The sequence below is a fragment of the Micromonospora krabiensis genome (assembly GCF_900091425.1).
Taxonomy (GTDB): domain Bacteria; phylum Actinomycetota; class Actinomycetes; order Mycobacteriales; family Micromonosporaceae; genus Micromonospora; species Micromonospora krabiensis.
In genome coordinates this window covers 3,435,053-3,449,970 of the sequence record NZ_LT598496.1, presented here as the reverse complement: position 1 = coordinate 3,449,970, position 14,918 = coordinate 3,435,053, and the positions used below count along the sequence as shown (strand labels likewise).

Sequence of the window (14,918 nt, the reverse complement as noted above, 5' to 3'; positions counted from 1 at the left end):
GACGGTGGGCGCCGGTCACGGGCACGTGCTGTACCGCGAGAGCTCCTCGCCGGTGCACCGGCTGCCCCCCGAGGTCAAGATCGTGGCGATGGTGGTCTTCACCGTCGCGGTGGTGGCCACCCCGCGCGAGGCGTTCTGGGCCTTCGGGGCGTACGCCCTGCTGGTGGCCGTGGTCGCGGCGCTCGCGCGGGTGGGGCCCGGCTGGCTGCTCAGCCGGTCCCTGATCGAGTTGCCCTTCGTGCTGTTCGCGGTCGCGCTGCCGTTCCTCGGCGCCGGCGAACGGGTCACCGTGGCCGGGCTGCACCTGTCGGTGGACGGCCTCTACGGCAGCTGGAACATCGTCGCGAAGGGCACCCTGGGTGTGCTCGCGTCGCTGCTGCTCGCCGCGACCACCACGACCCGGGACCTGATCCTCGGCCTGGACCGGCTGCACTGCCCGCAGGTGCTCACCCAGATCGCCACGTTCATGCTCCGCTACCTCGACGTGCTGGTCGGCGAGGCCCGCCGGATGCGGGTGGCCCGGGTCTCCCGGGGTGACGACCCGCGGTTCCTCTGGCAGCTACGCGGCTTCGCGGCCGGAGTGGGGGCGCTGTTCCTGCGCGCCTTCGAGCGGGGTGAGCGGGTCTACCTGGCGATGCTCTCCCGCGGCTACGACGGGCGGATGCCGGCCGTGTGGCAGGGCGCGGGCGCCGCGACCACCGGCCAGTGGCTGGTCGCGGCGACCGTGCCGGTGCTGGCCGCCTCGATCGCGGCGACCGCCGTCGTCCTGGGATGATCGGCTACGTGGAGACGACACCACCCAGCCTGGACGTACGCGGCGTCCGGTACGCGTACCCGGACGGGCACCAGGCCCTGCACGGCGTGGACCTCACGGTGCCGCGTGGTGAGCGGGTGGCGCTGCTCGGCCCCAACGGCGCCGGCAAGACGACGCTGGTGCTGCACCTCAACGGCATCCTCACGCCCACCGAGGGCAGCGTGAGCGTCGGCGGGCTGACCGTGAGCGCCGACCGGGCGACGCTCGCCGAGGTACGCCGCCGCGTCGGCATCGTCTTCCAGGACCCGGACGACCAGCTCTTCCTGCCCACCGTCGCCGAGGACGTCGCGTTCGGCCCGGCGAACCTCGGCCTGCGCGGCGCGGAGCTCGACGCCCGGGTCGACGAGGCGCTCGCGGCGGTCGGGATGGCCGCGCACCGCGACCGGGCCCCGCACCACCTCTCGTTCGGGCAGCGACGCCGGGTCGCGGTGGCAACGGTGCTCGCGATGCACCCGGAGATCCTGGTGCTCGACGAGCCGTCGTCGAACCTCGATCCGGCCGCCCGTCGGGAGCTGGCCGGGATCCTGCGCGACCTGCCGGTGACGTTGCTGATGGTGACGCACGACCTGCCGTACGCGGCGGAGCTGTGCGACCGGTCGGTGATCCTGGACGGTGGGCGGATCGTGGCGGACGCGCCCACCGGCGACCTGCTGACCGACGAGGACCTCCTGGCCCGCCACCGCCTGGAGCTCCCCTACGGCTTCAACCCCCGAACCGCCCCCCGCCGCTAACCCCCGCTGCCCGCCCCGGCGCGCCCCTCGCGCCCCCTCGCGCCCCCCTCGCGCCCCCTCTCGGCCGCGATCTTGCAGTTCCTGCCCCGACAAAAGCCGCGAATGCCCCACGCCACGGGCGCAAAGTGCAAGATCGCGGAAGGCCCGCCGCGAAGCGGCGGGGGTGGGGGCGGGCCGCGGGGCGGGGCGTGGTGGGTTAGGGGTGGGTGGGGGTGGGAGTAGTGGCGGGTGTGGCGGTTCGGGGGGCGGGCCGGGTGGTGGCGCGGGCGGCGTGCAGGCGTAGGACGCCGGCGGCGGTGGCGCCCGCGCCGGCGACGAGGATCAACGCGACCAGCACCCGGGCCGTGGTGCCCGGCCAGGGCACCGGTGGCACCCCACGCCCGAAGACGGCCGCGTTGGAGACACCGGCGAAGAGCGCCAGGCAGGCGCCGGCCAGCGCCACGGCGAAGTCGGCGGCGGGCCGACGGGCCAGCGCGTACGCGCCGGCCGCGATCGCCCCGAAGCCGGTGAGCAGGGCCCAGAGCTGCCCGCCGAGCAGACCGAGCAGCACGCCGCCGACCCCCTGGGCGCCGGCGTCCAGTTCCCGGCCGACGGTGTAGGCGACGGCGGCCAGGCCCCCGGCGACGAGCAGCCCGCCCAGGCCGGCGAACCCGCGGGTGCCGGGCACCGAGCCGGCGGGCAGGAGCCCGAGCGCGCCGACGGCGAGCAGGCCGATCGTGGCGACGGCCCACCAGGGGTACGCGTCCGGCGGCGGCACCCAGTCGAGGGTGCCGTGGATCTCCACGGGTTCCGTGCCGTCGCGCAGCGGCACCGTCCAGTCCCGGACCCGCTGCTCCCGGTCGGGGGCGGCCCGTACGGCGGCCGGCGGGGCGGACTCCCGGTACAGGGCCCGCTGGTCGTGCCAGCGCGCGGTGGGGCCGTCCGCGACCCGCCGCCAGGACGGGGGCGCCGCCGGGTCGGCCTCGGCCGGCAGGGTGGTGTCGCCGGCCAGGGTCCGGTTGAGGTACGTGGCGGGGGAGCGGGTGTTCTCGAAGACGCCGTCGGGACCGACCCGCAGGTACGGCTCGCCGGAGTAGCCGATCACCTCGACGGGCCGGCCGGTCCGGTTGGTCAGTTCCAGCCGCGCGCCCGCCTCGACCGCGCGGACGCTCAGCCCGTCGCGCGCCGGGGTGATGCCGCCCACCGTGGTGCGGTAGTCGGTGCCGTCCGGGGCGTCGGCGCCGTGCGCGGCGGCCGGCGCGGCGGTCGCGAGGGTGGCGGCGAGCGCGGCGGCGGCCACGAGGCCGACGCGCCGTGCCAGGTTCCGGATCACTTGCCGGCCGCCTCCACGGCCGCCCGGATGCCCTCGGGCGAGCGGTCGCCGAGCTGCTCGCCGTCGACGACGACGGTCGGGGTGCCGGTGACGTTGTTCCGGCTGGCCTGGTCGGTGACGTGTTCGGTCCACGGCTTGAACGTGCCGTCGCGTACGCAGGAGCCGAACGAGTCGCGGTCGAGGCCGACGCCCGCCCCGATGTCGATCAGCTCGTCGTCGGTGAGCCCGGCACTGCCCTCGGGCGGCTGCTTGTCGAACAGGGCCGTCGCGTACTCCTTGTACTTCCCGGCGTCGGCCGCGCAGCCGGAGGCGGCGGAGGAGCGGGTGGAGTACTCGGTGGTGGAGAAGCGGTTGAGGAAGGCGACCGGGTGGTAGACGACCCGGATCTTTCCCTCGTCGATCAACTGGGTGATCGTCGCGCCGCTGGTCTGCTCGAACTGGTGGCAGACCGGGCAGAGGAAGTCCTCGTAGATGTCGACGGTCACCGGTCCGGAGCCGACGACGGCCCCGGTGCCGCCCTCGGCGGTGTTGGCCGGGGCCGTGAAGTCGCCGGAGCGCTGGCCCGACCAGACGCTCCAGCCGATCAGACCGGCGATCAGCAGGACGGCCACGGCGGCGGCCGACACCCACAGCGTCCGCTTGCGCCGTCGCTCCCGGGCCAGCTGCTGCCGGACGACCTTGGACGCGCCCTTCTGCCCCTTGCGACTACTCATCCTCGTCCTCCACGACGGGGTCACCCGTCAGCCACCCGTCGACGGAGACGGGCGTGCGGGGCCAGATCAGCAGGAATCCCGCCATCACCAGGAATCCCAGGTCCCGGAGGATCTCCGGGAGGTAGCTCGGCGCCTGTCCCTCGGCGAGCTGACCGCCGCTGCCGAAGCAGCCGCAGTCGATGGAGAGCCCACGGGCCCAGGCCGAGGAGATCCCGACGATGAAGACCACCAGCAGCGCCGCGGACACGCCCGCGACCAGTCGGGTGGCCAGGCCGAGCAGGAGCAGCACGCCCAGGGCCAGTTCGACGAAGGGCAGCGCCGCGCCGACCACGGTCGACACGTCGTACGGCAGGACCTGGTATGCGTTCACCGCGCGGCCGGAGGCGGCCAGGTCGTCGACCTTGGAGGCGCCGGCGAGCAGCCAGACGGCGGCGAGGCCGAGCCGTGCGGCGGTGCCGAGCCACGGCCGGACGGTGGGCCAGCGGGCGCCCCGGGGGGTCCGGGCTTCTGTCACGGTCATTGGTCGTCCCGTCTCCGCCGGAAGTTCCATCCGGTCAGCCGGCGAGGGCGTCGCCGACCGCCGCCACGAGGTCGTCGCGGGCGCGCGCGACGCGGGAGCGGATGGTGCCGACGGGTACGCCCTCCACCGCGGCGGCCTCCGCGTAGGAGAGGCCGAGGACCTGGGTGAGCACGAACGCGCCCCGGCGCTCGGCGGGGAGCCGGCGGACCAGGTCGGCCGCGCTGAACTGCCCGGCGGGGTCCGGGTGGGGCCGGTCGTTGTGGGCGTGCGCCGCGAGCCGGGCGTCGAGGCGGCGCCGCCGGACGACCGCGCGCAGGTGGTCGGCGCAGGTGCGGCGGGCGATGCCGAGCAGCCAGGTACGGGCGCTGGAGCGGCCCTCGAACGACGGCAGCGCCCGGAACGCCCGCAGGTAGGTCTCCTGGGTCAGGTCGTCCGCGCTGTCCGGGTCCACCAGCGCGGCGGCGAAGCGCCACACCTCGACCTGGGTGAGCCGGACGAAGGCCGCCTGGGCGGCCGGATCGCCGCCGCGGGCGGTGAGCGCCCACTCGGTGGCCGGGTCCCGGGCAGCACCGTCCGCCGCGGCGGGCGAGCCGGCGGCGTCGGTGTTCCGCGGGGCGGGGATCACGACAAGCCAGATTACGCGGCACCGCGGGCACGGGGAGGGTCGTTGGTCCCTTCCATGGCCTGCACCACGCCGGGAACTTTTCCGGCGGGCGCGGCGACTACCCCTCCATGACATGCGACGACGCGCGCGCGGCGCTGTCGGCACGGCTGGACGGGGAGGATCCGCGGGCGGCGCCGGCGGTGCTGGACGCGCACCTGGGCGACTGTGCCGGGTGCCGGGCCTGGTCGGCGGGCGCCGAGCGGGTGACCCGGCTGGTCCGGGTGCGGCCGGTGCGGGTGCCCGACCTCACCGAGGCGGTGCTGGCGGCGGTGGCCGCCGACCCACTCGCCGCCGACCGAGCCCCGGCCGAGGCGGCGCGGGCCCGCCGGCAGGTGCTGCGGGTCGCGGTCGCGGTGGCGGCGGTGGCCCAGCTCGCCATCGCGTTGCCCATCCTGCTCGCCGGCCTGGGGGTGAGCGTCGACCCGCACACCAGCCGTGAGATGGCCTCGTTCGACGTGGCGTTGGCGGTCGGCTTCGCGCTGGCCGCGTGGCGGCCCGAGCGGGCCCGGGCGTTCGTGCCGGTGGCGCTGGTGCTCGCGGTCTGCCTGGCCGGCACCAGCGCGGTGGACATCGCCAACTCGACCACCGCGCTCGTGCACGAGGTGGGGCATCTGGCGGCGGTCGTACAGGCCGGCCTGCTCTGGGCGCTCGGCCGGGCCAGTGGGGACGCGGACCGGCCGCTGACGCCGGCACTGGCGGCGGGGCGCGGATGAGCGGGGGTGGCCGTGGGAGCCTCCGGTCGGCCAGCATGATCGGCATGACTGCTGCCCCCCGCCGCTGGGTCGCCCGGCTCGGCACCGCCGCGGCTCTTCTGATCACCGTCGTCGCCCTTCTGATCGCTCCCGCCGGGCCCGCGAGCGCCCACGCGGTGCTGGTCAGCAGCAGCCCGGCCGCCTCGGCCGTGGTGCCGAGCGGGCCGTCGGAGGTGGTGCTGACCTTCAGCGAGTCCGTGCGGAAGGTGCCCGACAAGATCCGGATCATCGCCCCGGACGGTTCCCGGGCCGATCGCGGCGACCCCTCCTTCTCGGGTGTGACGGTGACCATCCCCGTCGATCCGGCCGGCGGCCGCGGCACCTACCTGGTCACCTTCCGGGTCATCTCGGCCGACAGTCACCCGGTCTCCGGCGCGTTCACCTACTCGGTCGGCGCGCCCTCGCCGCCGCCGGTCGACACCGGTGAGGACACCCGGGCGGACCCGGTGGTCGGCACGGCCGTGAAGGTCGCCAAGGGACTCGGGTACGCCGGGCTGGTGCTGCTGGTCGGGTCGGTGCTGGTGCTCGGCGCGCTGTGGCCGCGGCGGCTGGACCGGCGTGGCCCCACGCGGCTGGCCTGGGCGGGCCTCGGGCTGGTCGCCTTCGCCACGATCGCCGACCTGTTGCTGCAGGTGCCCTACACGGCCGGCGGCGGGATCTTCGAGGTCACCGGTGCGGGCCTGAGCAGCGTGCTGGGCAGCACCTTCGGGGCGGCGCACCTGGTCCGCCTCGGCCTGCTGGCCGCGGCGGCGTTCCTGATCCGGCCGCTGCTCGCCGGGACCGTCGGGCGGTCGGACGCGATCATCCTCACCGTGCTCGGCGCCGCCGCCCTGCTCACCTGGCCGCTGTCCGGCCACGGGGCGGCGTCACCGGCGCCGGCGGTGTCGGTGGCCGTCGACGCGGTGCACCTGGGCAGCATGGCGGTCTGGCTCGGTGGCCTGCTGATGCTCGCCGGCTTCCTGCTGCGGCGCGCCGACGAGCGGGAGCTGGGCGCGATCCTGCCCATCTGGTCGCGCTGGGCCGCGCTGGCGGTCTCCGCGCTGCTGCTCGCCGGCACCGTCCAGGCGTTGATCGAGGTGGCCACGCCGGGTGCCCTGGTCAACACCACGTACGGTCGGCTGCTGCTCGCCAAGATCGGGCTGTTCGCGCTGGTGATCGGTGTGGCCGCGTACTCCCGGCAGCTGGTGCGCCGGCGGGTCGCCGCGCAACGTCCGGCGCCGGTGCGCCGCGCGGTCTGGGTGGAGCTGGCGGTCACCGCGGTGGTGCTCGGCCTCTCCGCCACCCTCGTGCAGACCACCCCCGCCCGCACCGCCTCCGCCGACGTGGCCGGCCCCCAGGCCGGGTTCTTCACCACGACGCTCAGCAGCAACCTGCTCAACCTCCAGGTCGAGCTGGACCCGGCGGAGCGGGGCAACAACTCGATGCACCTGTACGCGTACACCAAGGACAACCGTCCCCAGCCGGTGGTGGAGTGGCGGGCCACCATCGCCCTGCCGTCGGCGGGGATCGAGCCGATCGACGTCCCGCTGCTGCCGCTCACCGACAACCACGCGACCGGCGAGATCAACCTCCCCGCGTCCGGGGACTGGGAGCTGCGGGTCACCGCCCGTACGACCGACATCGACCAGGCCACGGTGACCGCCACCGTGCCGATCCGTTAGAGAGGTTCCGACTCCATGATCCGTACCCGGCGTTCCGCGACCGCCGCCGCCCTCGCCCTCGGTGTCGTCGCCACCGGGGTGCTCGGCTTCGCCGCTCCCGCCTCGGCCCACGTCAGCGTGAACCCGAAGGAGGCGACGCAGGGCGGCTACACCCGCGTCGCGTTCCGGGTGCCCAACGAGAGCGACAGCGCGTCGACCACGAAGGTGGAGGTGGTGCTGCCGGAGAACGCGCCGGTCGGCTCGGTCTCCACGCAGCCGGTGCCGGGTTGGACGGTGGCGGTGGAGAAGCGCAAGGTGGACCCGCCGATCGAGGTGCACGGCAGCCAGCTCACCGAGGCGGTGTCGAAGCTGACCTGGACGGCGACCGGCGACGCCGCGATCAAGCCGGGCCAGTTCCAGGAGTTCCCCGTGTCCCTCGGGCCGCTGCCGAAGGTCGACGCGATGGTGTTCAAGTCGCTGCAGACCTACTCGGACGGCAACGTCGTGCGGTGGATCGACGAGCCGACGGCGGGTGGGCAGGAACCGGAGCACCCGGCGCCGGTGCTCGCCCTGACCGCGGCCACCCCGTCGGCGGCCCCGGTCGCGGCGACCGCGCCGCAGGCGGACGATGACGACGACGAGGCCGAGGGGAACGGTGCCGCCATCGGCCTCGGCATCGCCGGGCTGGTCGCCGGCGTCGCCGGCCTGGCGCTCGGCGGTCTCGCGTTCACGCGTACGCGGCGGGAGCCGACTCCGAAGGCCTGACCCCGAGATCCACCCGTGGGCCCGCCGGACCGTGTCCGGCGGGCCCACGCGCATTCCCCCGATCGCGTGCCGTGGATATCCCCTGTTCGGACGGTGGACGTCGGTAAGGTCGGCCGGGTACCTGGCCACGGAGGGGGACGGAACGGATGCGATTCGTGCGCACGCTCGGCGGATTGCTGCTGCTGATCATCGGTTTGCCGACGCTGCTCGCCGGCTCTGTGCTCTGGACCGTCAACCGCCACGCCGACGCCGGTGGCGACTTCACCGCCCGTTTCGAGACGGTGCGGACGTCGGGGCACGCGGTCGTCGTCGATGACCTCGACGCGCTGCTGCGGCGGGAGGCGCCGTTCGCCCGGATGGGGGACGTGCGGCTCCGGCTGGAGGCTCGTACGCCGGACGGCCCGGCGTTCGTCGGCCTCGCCCCCACCGACGAGGTGCGGCGCTGGTTGGCGTCGGTGCCCCACGCCGGCGTCCGGCGGGTGCCGCTGTCCCGTGGCCCGCTGCTGGTGCGCCTGGACGACGCCGCCGCGAGGCTGGCCACCGATGCGCCGGCCGCCGGGGTGACGCCGCTGGACCGACCCTTCTGGGTACGCGAGGGCGTCGGTTCCCTGGAGTGGACCCCGGAGGACCTGACCGGTCGTCCGTTGAGCCTGGTGGTGATGCGTCCGGACGGGCGCGCCGACCTCGCCCTGGACCTGCGCGCCGAGCTGCGCGCCGGGTGGATCGCCCCGGCCACCTGGGCGCTGCTGGCCGGCGGTGTGCTGCTGGTGACGTTCGCCGTCCTGCTCCTGTTCCGCCCGGTGCGCCCCCGCGAGGTGGTCTTCGTGGTGGAGCCCGACCAGGTGCCGGTGCTCGCCGGCCGGCTGGGGGTCACTTCGCTCAGCGGGCTGGGCGACCGCCCGACCGGCCCGGACGAGGCGGCGGTGCCGGCCCCACGCCAGCTCACCGCGGTCGGCTCCGGCCCGGCGGAACGGTCCCGGGTCGCCATCGGCACGGTCCCCGCGCGCCGACCGGCGAGCCTCGCGGACCTCGTCGAGCGGCCCCCGGCCGGTCGCGGGGCCGGTGTACCGGTGGGCGGAGCCGGCGCGCCCGGTGCTTCGGCCGGTGATTTCCGGGCGAGCGGCGGCGGGGTCGACGCGGCACCTGGTGGGCCGCCGGAGCTGAACCTCACCCTGGCCTGGCCGCCGGTGGCGGCGGCGGACACCCCGGTGCCGGCGGAGATCCGGTCGGGCAGCGCCGGGGCGGGTGACGCCCGACCGGCCGGCGGCGACGGCCGCACGGCGGCCGACGGCCTGGCGGACCGGGCGGACGGACCGGACTGCGACTGACCGGCCTGGTCCGGTCGGGACGGGAGCGCGGCCGACCTACGCCGGCTCCCGGCTCCGCGACCGACCTGCGCGCCGGGTGGGACCCGGACGACGAGTGGCCCTCCGCGCTGCCGACGCGGAGGGCCACTCTCACCGGGGGATCGGTGTCGCTACCTGAGATGCGGTTGAGGTAGGTGAGGTCAGATTAACGCCGATCGTCGCTACTCGGGACGTCTGTCCATTTGGTGCAATTTCTCGGGTTCCCGCGTCGGCTGCCCCGCCGGGCCGGCACCGCCCTCGGAACGGGCCGGCAGGACGACCAGCAACAGCAGGCTGAGCAGCACGTACGTGTTGCGGACCAGGAACTGGTCGGGGCTGTCCGTGCGGACCGGTGCCACGCCCCAGTCCTGGAAGGTGACGACACCGTAGACGATCACGGCGGCGGTCCCGATCGCGAGAGCGGCCAGCCAGCGTCGGCGTCGTACGCCCTCGGCGGTCGACCGGTCGGCGCGCAGGGCCGCGTCGGCGAGCACCACCACCGCCGGGATGAACCAGTAGAGGTGGTGCGTCCAGGTGATCGGGCTGACCAGCCCGCCGACGAGCCCGGTCAGGGTCAGGCCGGCCACGTGGTCGCCGGCCCGGAAGGCGCGGGCGGCCCGCCACAGCCCGTACGCGGCCACCACCGCCACCAGCACCAGCCACGGCAGACGGTCCGGCCGGTCGGGGGCGGTGAACCGGCTGACCAGGCCGAACAGGGACTGGTTGCCGGTGTAGTCGGTCCGTCCGACCCGTTCGGTGGTCCACAGCTCGTGGGTCCAGAACCGCCACGAGTCGCCGGGCGCGACGGCCGCGGCGAGGAGGGTCGCCGCGGCGGCGGTCGTGGCGGCCACCGCGGCGGCCCACCAGCGCCGGCAGGCGAGCAGGTAGACGATGAAGATGCCCGGGAAGAGCTTCAGCGCGGTCGCCAGGCCGATCCCGACGCCGGCCCACCGTCGTGCCTGCGGGACGGCGAAGAGCAGGTCCACCAGGATCAGCACGACCAGCAGCATGTTGATCTGGCCGAACGTGATGGTCTCGCGGGTGCTCTCGACCGCCAGGACGAGCAGCACGGCCACGGTGACGGTGAAGGCCCGGTGCAGGCCGTGCCGGGCGATGACCGGGCGGACCAGCCAGTAGGTGGTCAGCACCACGCCGAGCGCGGTGAGGATCGTGAACACCGTCACCGTCGCGCCGAGCGGGAGCAGCGCGAACGGACGCAGCAGCAGCGCGCTGAACGGCGGGTAGGTGAAGTAGAGCTCGCCCTGGACGCGGTCGGGCTGGACGTAGTCGTAGAGCGGGTTGCCGTCCGCCCACCACCGCATCGCCCGCATGTAGATCTTCAGGTCGAAGAAGTCGTGCACCAGACCGGGCAGGTAGAGCGCCGGCAGGACCGCGGCGAGGGCCACGACGGCGACGACACGACGGGCCGTACGTCCACCCGGGTCGTCGTCGGTGACGGCGGGCGGTGCGACGGGTTCGGCTGGCACGGGGAAACCCTAGCGGGCTGGTCCGCGTGGAGCGCGCAGCCGCCGCGTGTGGGCTGCGCGTAGTCTGTGCCGGTGGCTGATCTTCTCGTCTGGATCGACTGTGAGATGACCGGGCTGGACCTCGGCAGGGACAAGCTGATCGAGGTCGCCGCGCTGGTCACCGATCCCGACCTCAACGTGCTCGGTGACGGTGTGGACGTGGTGATCCACGCGGACGACGCGGCGCTGGACGCCATGCCGGAGATCGTCCAGACGATGCACGCCAAGTCGGGCCTGACCGAGGAGGTCCGGCGCTCCACCGTCACCCTGGCGGAGGCGGAGGACCTGGTGCTCGACTACGTCACCACCTTCGTGAAGGATCCGCGCACCGCGCCGCTGTGCGGCAACTCGATCGCCACCGACCGGGGCTTCATCACCCGGGACATGCCGAGGCTCGACAACCACCTGCACTACCGCATGATCGACGTCTCGTCGATCAAGGAGCTGTGCCGGCGCTGGTACCCGCGGGTGTACTTCGGGCAGCCGGCCAAGGGGTTGGCGCACCGGGCGCTGGCCGACATCCGGGAGAGCATCCGCGAGCTGGAGTACTACCGGCGGACGATCTTCGTGCCGCTGCCGGGCCCGGACGTGGACAGCGCCAAGGCGATCGCCGCCGAGCTCTGAGCCCCGCGGTCGGCCGCTCGGTCGCGGCGGTGGAACCCGCTGGACGTGGCGGCACCGCGTAGGGCTATTATTGGTCCGCACCCCGCCCGGGGGCGTTCGACTCGGGCGCGGAGGCGTGGTGGCTGTAGCTCAGTTGGCAGAGCACCGGGTTGTGGTCCCGGTTGTCGTGGGTTCAATTCCCATCAGTCACCCGGCTAGTGGATCTCCTCCACTACAGGTCAGGCCCCCTCTCGCGAGGGGGCCTGACCCGTTGTAGGGGACTGGTAGGGGAACTCACACACCGGACTCGCTGTCGTGGCGGCGCGCGATGCCGTCGACGTACCCCTCCGCGTACCCCTCCATCCGTGCTTCCCGCACCGCGATGGCGACCTGCTCCAGGGTCATGGTCGTCGGGAGGGCGATGGTGTCCGCATCGCCGCTGGCGTGGGCGAGCGCGACAACCTCTCGCTGCGCGGCCCGGGCCAGATAGGTCCGACCGGCTGCCGGCGGGACGCTCGCGACACCCGCCGCCGCCGGCGCCGTGCCCGGTTGGGCGGGAGCGGGGAGGGCCGCCATGACGCTGGCCAGTGTCAGTACGCCAGCGGCGAAGAGCACGCCGCGGCGGGGGTGTTCCGCGCTGCCGGTGGCCGCGAGGACGGCGTAGCCGATCCAGGCGAGGGCGGCGAGAGTGATCAAGCTGTGAGCGATGGCGCAGGACTTGCGGGTCAACGGGGTTCAGCTCCGATCATCAGGGGTTGGGGGTTGATCGGAGGCCGGGGGGAAGGCCGCCTCCATGGTCAGGCGGCTATATGAGGGGGCAAGCCGTCTCGGTCGCGGGACGGCCGTTGGTGCTGTTCATGGTGCCCTCACCTCCCCCAGGCGGTGGCTGGTGTCCTACAGGTAGGACTGTACCGACGGATTCGTGAATCGAGATTCACTCACGCTCACGAGGTTCCCTAGTGTCGTCGTGATCACCGAGAGAAGCCATCCTGTAACAGGAGCGTGCAAGATGCACGTCTGTCTGATCCACAGGACCCGATCAGGCGGGCCGGTTTCCTACCTGACCGTCCCCGGCCGTCCGGTATGCCGGCCACCTGCTCGCGGTATGTGCGGAACACGGCCCACCGCACTGAGCGGGCATACATGGAGATACGCCTACAAGCCCGGCCATGATCGGCGATCATGCCTTTGGTCAGGCCGTCGTCAACTCCGTGCGATCCGCAGCGAACGGACCCTGAATGGGCTGCTTGCCGGTCTGATACTCGAACACCGGCACCACCGCCCCCGGCTCGATACCCAACTGCGCCCGCTCCGCCTCGGTTGGCATGCGGGACCAGATCAGCGACCCGCGCGGAACTTTGATCCTGGTCCGGGGCGGCGGCTCCACCACGTACGTACCGTATCCGCGCTCAGTGACGACCAGACCCTCGTTGCGCAACAGCCGGTAGGCGTCCTGCACAGTGCCTCGCCCGATGCCCAGTTCCTGGGCGAGCCGGCCTTCGTACGGCAACCGCTCCCCGGGGGCCAGCTCGCCTGATCGGATGCGGTCTCGGAAGTGGGCGGCGACCTGTCGGTACACCGCCAACCCCGAGCCGTAGTCGATCACGGTTGGGGACGCTACGGATAGGTGTCCACATAGGCGTAGAAGGGGTTAAGGGGTTAGGGGGCAAACTGTTGGTGGGGGTGGTGGGCATGATTCAGCCGGTGCCGTCGCGGTGTTTGGGGTGCATGGACAGGGTGATGCCGTCGTCGCCTCATGACTGCGGCGGCGCCGGGATCGTGGCCCTGGGGCAGGGCTGGTTCTGTGACTGCCCGCGGCCGGAGTGCCGGACGCGGCAGCTGGGTGAGGCGCCGAAGCGTCAGGGGCGCAAGGCGGCGTGGTAGCTACTCCGTGGCAGCTTTCCTGCGGTTCGCGATGAGCCGGTCCACCGCTGCGGCCGAGACCATCCGGTAGCCGCCCCGTTCGGTGCGGTACCAGTCGACGCCTTCCGCTCCGAGCTTCCCGTCGGTGACGAGGCGTCGGATGGTCTGGTCGCTGTCGTTGTAGCCGGCGGCGACGAGGCGGTCCCGGACCTGCTTGATGGTCAGGTATCCGGTCTCGGCCACGTCGTCTCCCAGGTCTGCCAGGTCTTGCAAGTTGACCAATGGTCGCATGGCAGGACCCAGCGCGGGAGCAGGCGGTGGGCTCAACATGCGAGCACTCTACCAACCTTTCCAACCTTTCCAACATGTGTCATGCTGTCCGACATGGAGTACCGAGCTGACCTCTACGCCGCCGGCGACGTGTACAAGGACCGCGAGCGGTACTACGCCCGCAACGAAGTCGAAGCGGTCGACGCCGCCCGGCAGCTCGTCGTCGCCCACGGCCTGGACCACGCGGTCCTCTACGCCACCGACGGCAACGGCCACGCCCGCCGCATCACGAAGGTGGGGGCCGAGCAGTGACCGCCATCGACTCAGCCCTCACCTTCGCCGACCAGCACCGCACCACCGCGCTCATCGCCGGCGGCCTCGTCGTCGCCGTGCTCCTGCTGCTCGCCCTCATCGCCCGCAACCAGCGGGGCCGCAGCGCCGCTCTCACCTTCGCCGCGTCGGTCATCGCGCTCGGCTTCTCCGCCGAGGGCATGTGGGAAGTCGCCACCGGTGCCCTGCACCTCGACACCTGGCAGGCGGCGCTGCTGTTCGCGTTCGCCGAGATCCTGATGCTGTTCGAGGCCGACCGGGCGCGACAGAAGATCGCCGAGAAGCGAGACCCGCGACGGCACATCCGCGCCGTGTGGGTCATCGCCCTCGTCGCCGGGCTCGCCGCCGCCAGCCACGCCGACAACCTGTCTGGTCAGGTGATCCGCCTGTTCATGCCCCTCGCCGTCGCCTGGCAGTGGTCGTCCCGGATCAAGGACGACCTGCCGGAGGTGGCGCGGCAGGAGTCGTCGTGGATTTGGACGCCCCGCCGGGTCGGTGTGGAGCTGGGTCTGTTGAAGCCGGGCGCCGCCGATGACCTGTCGGACGTGTTCAGCCGCCGCGCCGTGGATCGGATGGTGCGGTTGGCGCGGCTGATCGACAGCGGGTCGGAGCGGCTGGTGGCGGTGCGCGAGGGGAAGTTGCGCAGGCTGGCTGAGGGTGCGACCGCGCAGATGTTGGACGAGGTGCGCGAGCGGCACCAGCGCGGCGCGTCGGCCCGTGCGCGGATCCTCGCGCAGCCTGTCGCGCACCCCGTCGCGCAGCCGCCGCGCATGCCGGCGCAGGTGGAGATCCCGCAGGTTGCGCGGCCCGCCGCGCATGTCGCGGAGGCTCCCGCGCGGCGTGGGCAGGTCGTGTTGCGCAGCCCCGCCGAGCCGGTTGTGGAGCTGTCGGCGGATGAGCGCGAGGAGGCTCTCGCGCGGGCCGTTGCGCGGGTGCGCGGCGGGGAGTCGGTGCGCGGCGCGGCTAAGGCGGAAGACGTGCCGGAGTCGACGTTGCGCACCCGGATCAAGACCAACGGTCACTCGTTCGAGCCGGCCGACAGATAAGCCGCGGGTCCCGGTCCCACCTC

Annotated in this window: 17 protein-coding genes and 1 tRNA gene; 10 read left to right on the top strand and 8 right to left on the bottom strand. The window is 73.5% G+C overall.

Features of this window, described 5'->3' with window-relative positions; all coding sequences use genetic code 11:
- The first annotated feature begins 4 nt into the window (after positions 1–4).
- Together cbiQ and GA0070620_RS15535 are read left to right on the top strand one after the other, a co-directional pair.
- The gene (gene cbiQ / locus GA0070620_RS15540) at positions 5–775 is read left to right on the top strand and encodes a cobalt ECF transporter T component CbiQ (protein WP_091591540.1); all 771 of its coding nucleotides are present in this window, start codon (positions 5–7) and stop codon (positions 773–775) included.
- Complete coding sequence (locus tag GA0070620_RS15535) at positions 772–1,545, top strand: energy-coupling factor ABC transporter ATP-binding protein (protein ID WP_091591537.1); 774 nt, start codon at positions 772–774, stop codon at positions 1,543–1,545. Before cbiQ ends, GA0070620_RS15535 begins: the two co-directional genes overlap by 4 nt.
- Before the next feature lie 196 nt (positions 1,546–1,741).
- Here the strand turns inward: GA0070620_RS15535 and GA0070620_RS15530 are convergent, their stop codons facing one another.
- From GA0070620_RS15530 to GA0070620_RS15515, 4 genes are read right to left on the bottom strand one after another with little or no spacing between them, the layout of a single operon-like run.
- The gene (locus GA0070620_RS15530) at positions 1,742–2,857 is read right to left on the bottom strand and encodes a hypothetical protein (protein ID WP_091591534.1); all 1,116 of its coding nucleotides are present in this window, start codon (positions 2,855–2,857) and stop codon (positions 1,742–1,744) included.
- On the bottom strand, positions 2,854–3,570 hold the full coding sequence (locus tag GA0070620_RS15525) for a DsbA family protein (RefSeq protein WP_091591532.1): 717 nt from the start codon (positions 3,568–3,570) through the stop codon (positions 2,854–2,856). The genes GA0070620_RS15530 and GA0070620_RS15525 overlap by 4 nt, the downstream gene beginning before the upstream one ends.
- Entirely contained in the window at positions 3,563–4,090 is a 528-nt protein-coding gene (locus tag GA0070620_RS15520; protein ID WP_091591530.1) for a MauE/DoxX family redox-associated membrane protein, read from the bottom strand. Before GA0070620_RS15520 ends, GA0070620_RS15525 begins: the two co-directional genes overlap by 8 nt.
- 34 nt (positions 4,091–4,124) lie before the next feature.
- Complete coding sequence (locus tag GA0070620_RS15515; RefSeq protein WP_091591528.1) at positions 4,125–4,715, bottom strand: sigma-70 family RNA polymerase sigma factor; 591 nt, start codon at positions 4,713–4,715, stop codon at positions 4,125–4,127.
- Positions 4,716–4,822: 107 nt separating this feature from the next.
- Between GA0070620_RS15515 and GA0070620_RS34045 the strand changes: the two genes are divergently transcribed.
- The 4 genes from GA0070620_RS34045 to GA0070620_RS34235 all read left to right on the top strand — a co-directional run bounded on the left by GA0070620_RS34045 (position 4,823) and on the right by GA0070620_RS34235 (position 9,239).
- The gene (locus tag GA0070620_RS34045; protein ID WP_091591525.1) at positions 4,823–5,467 is read left to right on the top strand and encodes a zf-HC2 domain-containing protein; all 645 of its coding nucleotides are present in this window, start codon (positions 4,823–4,825) and stop codon (positions 5,465–5,467) included.
- Positions 5,468–5,502: 35 nt separating this feature from the next.
- Positions 5,503–7,167 carry a copper resistance CopC/CopD family protein gene (locus GA0070620_RS15505; protein ID WP_091591523.1) on the top strand — a complete coding sequence of 555 codons (1,665 nt, stop codon included), beginning with the start codon at positions 5,503–5,505 and terminating at the stop codon, positions 7,165–7,167.
- Between the two features lie 15 nt (positions 7,168–7,182).
- Positions 7,183–7,911: a YcnI family copper-binding membrane protein gene (locus tag GA0070620_RS15500; protein WP_091591521.1), complete on the top strand. Its 729-nt coding sequence runs from the start codon at positions 7,183–7,185 to the stop codon at positions 7,909–7,911.
- 146 nt (positions 7,912–8,057) lie between these two features.
- Positions 8,058–9,239 (top strand): hypothetical protein, encoded by a 1,182-nt coding sequence (locus GA0070620_RS34235; protein ID WP_377520887.1) that lies wholly within the window; start codon positions 8,058–8,060, stop codon positions 9,237–9,239.
- Between the two features lie 200 nt (positions 9,240–9,439).
- Here the strand turns inward: GA0070620_RS34235 and GA0070620_RS15490 are convergent, their stop codons facing one another.
- Entirely contained in the window at positions 9,440–10,744 is a 1,305-nt protein-coding gene (locus tag GA0070620_RS15490) for a glycosyltransferase family 87 protein (protein ID WP_091591518.1), read from the bottom strand.
- 66 nt (positions 10,745–10,810) lie between these two features.
- On the opposite strand from GA0070620_RS15490, the gene orn reads away from it, so the two are divergent.
- The gene (gene orn, locus GA0070620_RS15485) at positions 10,811–11,407 is read left to right on the top strand and encodes an oligoribonuclease (protein WP_091591516.1); all 597 of its coding nucleotides are present in this window, start codon (positions 10,811–10,813) and stop codon (positions 11,405–11,407) included.
- Positions 11,408–11,525: 118 nt separating this feature from the next.
- Positions 11,526–11,598, top strand: a tRNA-His gene (locus tag GA0070620_RS15480).
- An 82-nt stretch (positions 11,599–11,680) separates the two neighbouring features.
- Here the strand turns inward: GA0070620_RS15480 and GA0070620_RS15475 are convergent.
- From GA0070620_RS15475 to GA0070620_RS15460, 3 genes are all read right to left on the bottom strand, one after another.
- A complete protein-coding gene (locus tag GA0070620_RS15475) occupies positions 11,681–12,115 on the bottom strand; it encodes a hypothetical protein (RefSeq protein WP_091591513.1) in 435 nt (144 codons plus the stop codon).
- Positions 12,116–12,578: 463 nt separating this feature from the next.
- The gene (locus GA0070620_RS15470; protein ID WP_091591511.1) at positions 12,579–12,992 is read right to left on the bottom strand and encodes a GntR family transcriptional regulator; all 414 of its coding nucleotides are present in this window, start codon (positions 12,990–12,992) and stop codon (positions 12,579–12,581) included.
- Positions 12,993–13,270: 278 nt separating this feature from the next.
- Positions 13,271–13,492: a hypothetical protein gene (locus GA0070620_RS15460; RefSeq protein ID WP_091591506.1), complete on the bottom strand. Its 222-nt coding sequence runs from the start codon at positions 13,490–13,492 to the stop codon at positions 13,271–13,273.
- Between the two features lie 141 nt (positions 13,493–13,633).
- Here GA0070620_RS15460 and GA0070620_RS15455 point away from each other — a divergent pair, with 141 nt between their 5' ends.
- Together GA0070620_RS15455 and GA0070620_RS15450 are read left to right on the top strand one after the other, a co-directional pair.
- Positions 13,634–13,831 carry a hypothetical protein gene (locus GA0070620_RS15455; protein ID WP_157741630.1) on the top strand — a complete coding sequence of 66 codons (198 nt, stop codon included), beginning with the start codon at positions 13,634–13,636 and terminating at the stop codon, positions 13,829–13,831.
- Positions 13,828–14,895: a helix-turn-helix domain-containing protein gene (locus GA0070620_RS15450; protein WP_091591502.1), complete on the top strand. Its 1,068-nt coding sequence runs from the start codon at positions 13,828–13,830 to the stop codon at positions 14,893–14,895. The genes GA0070620_RS15455 and GA0070620_RS15450 overlap by 4 nt, the downstream gene beginning before the upstream one ends.
- The last annotated feature ends 23 nt before the right edge of the window (positions 14,896–14,918 follow it).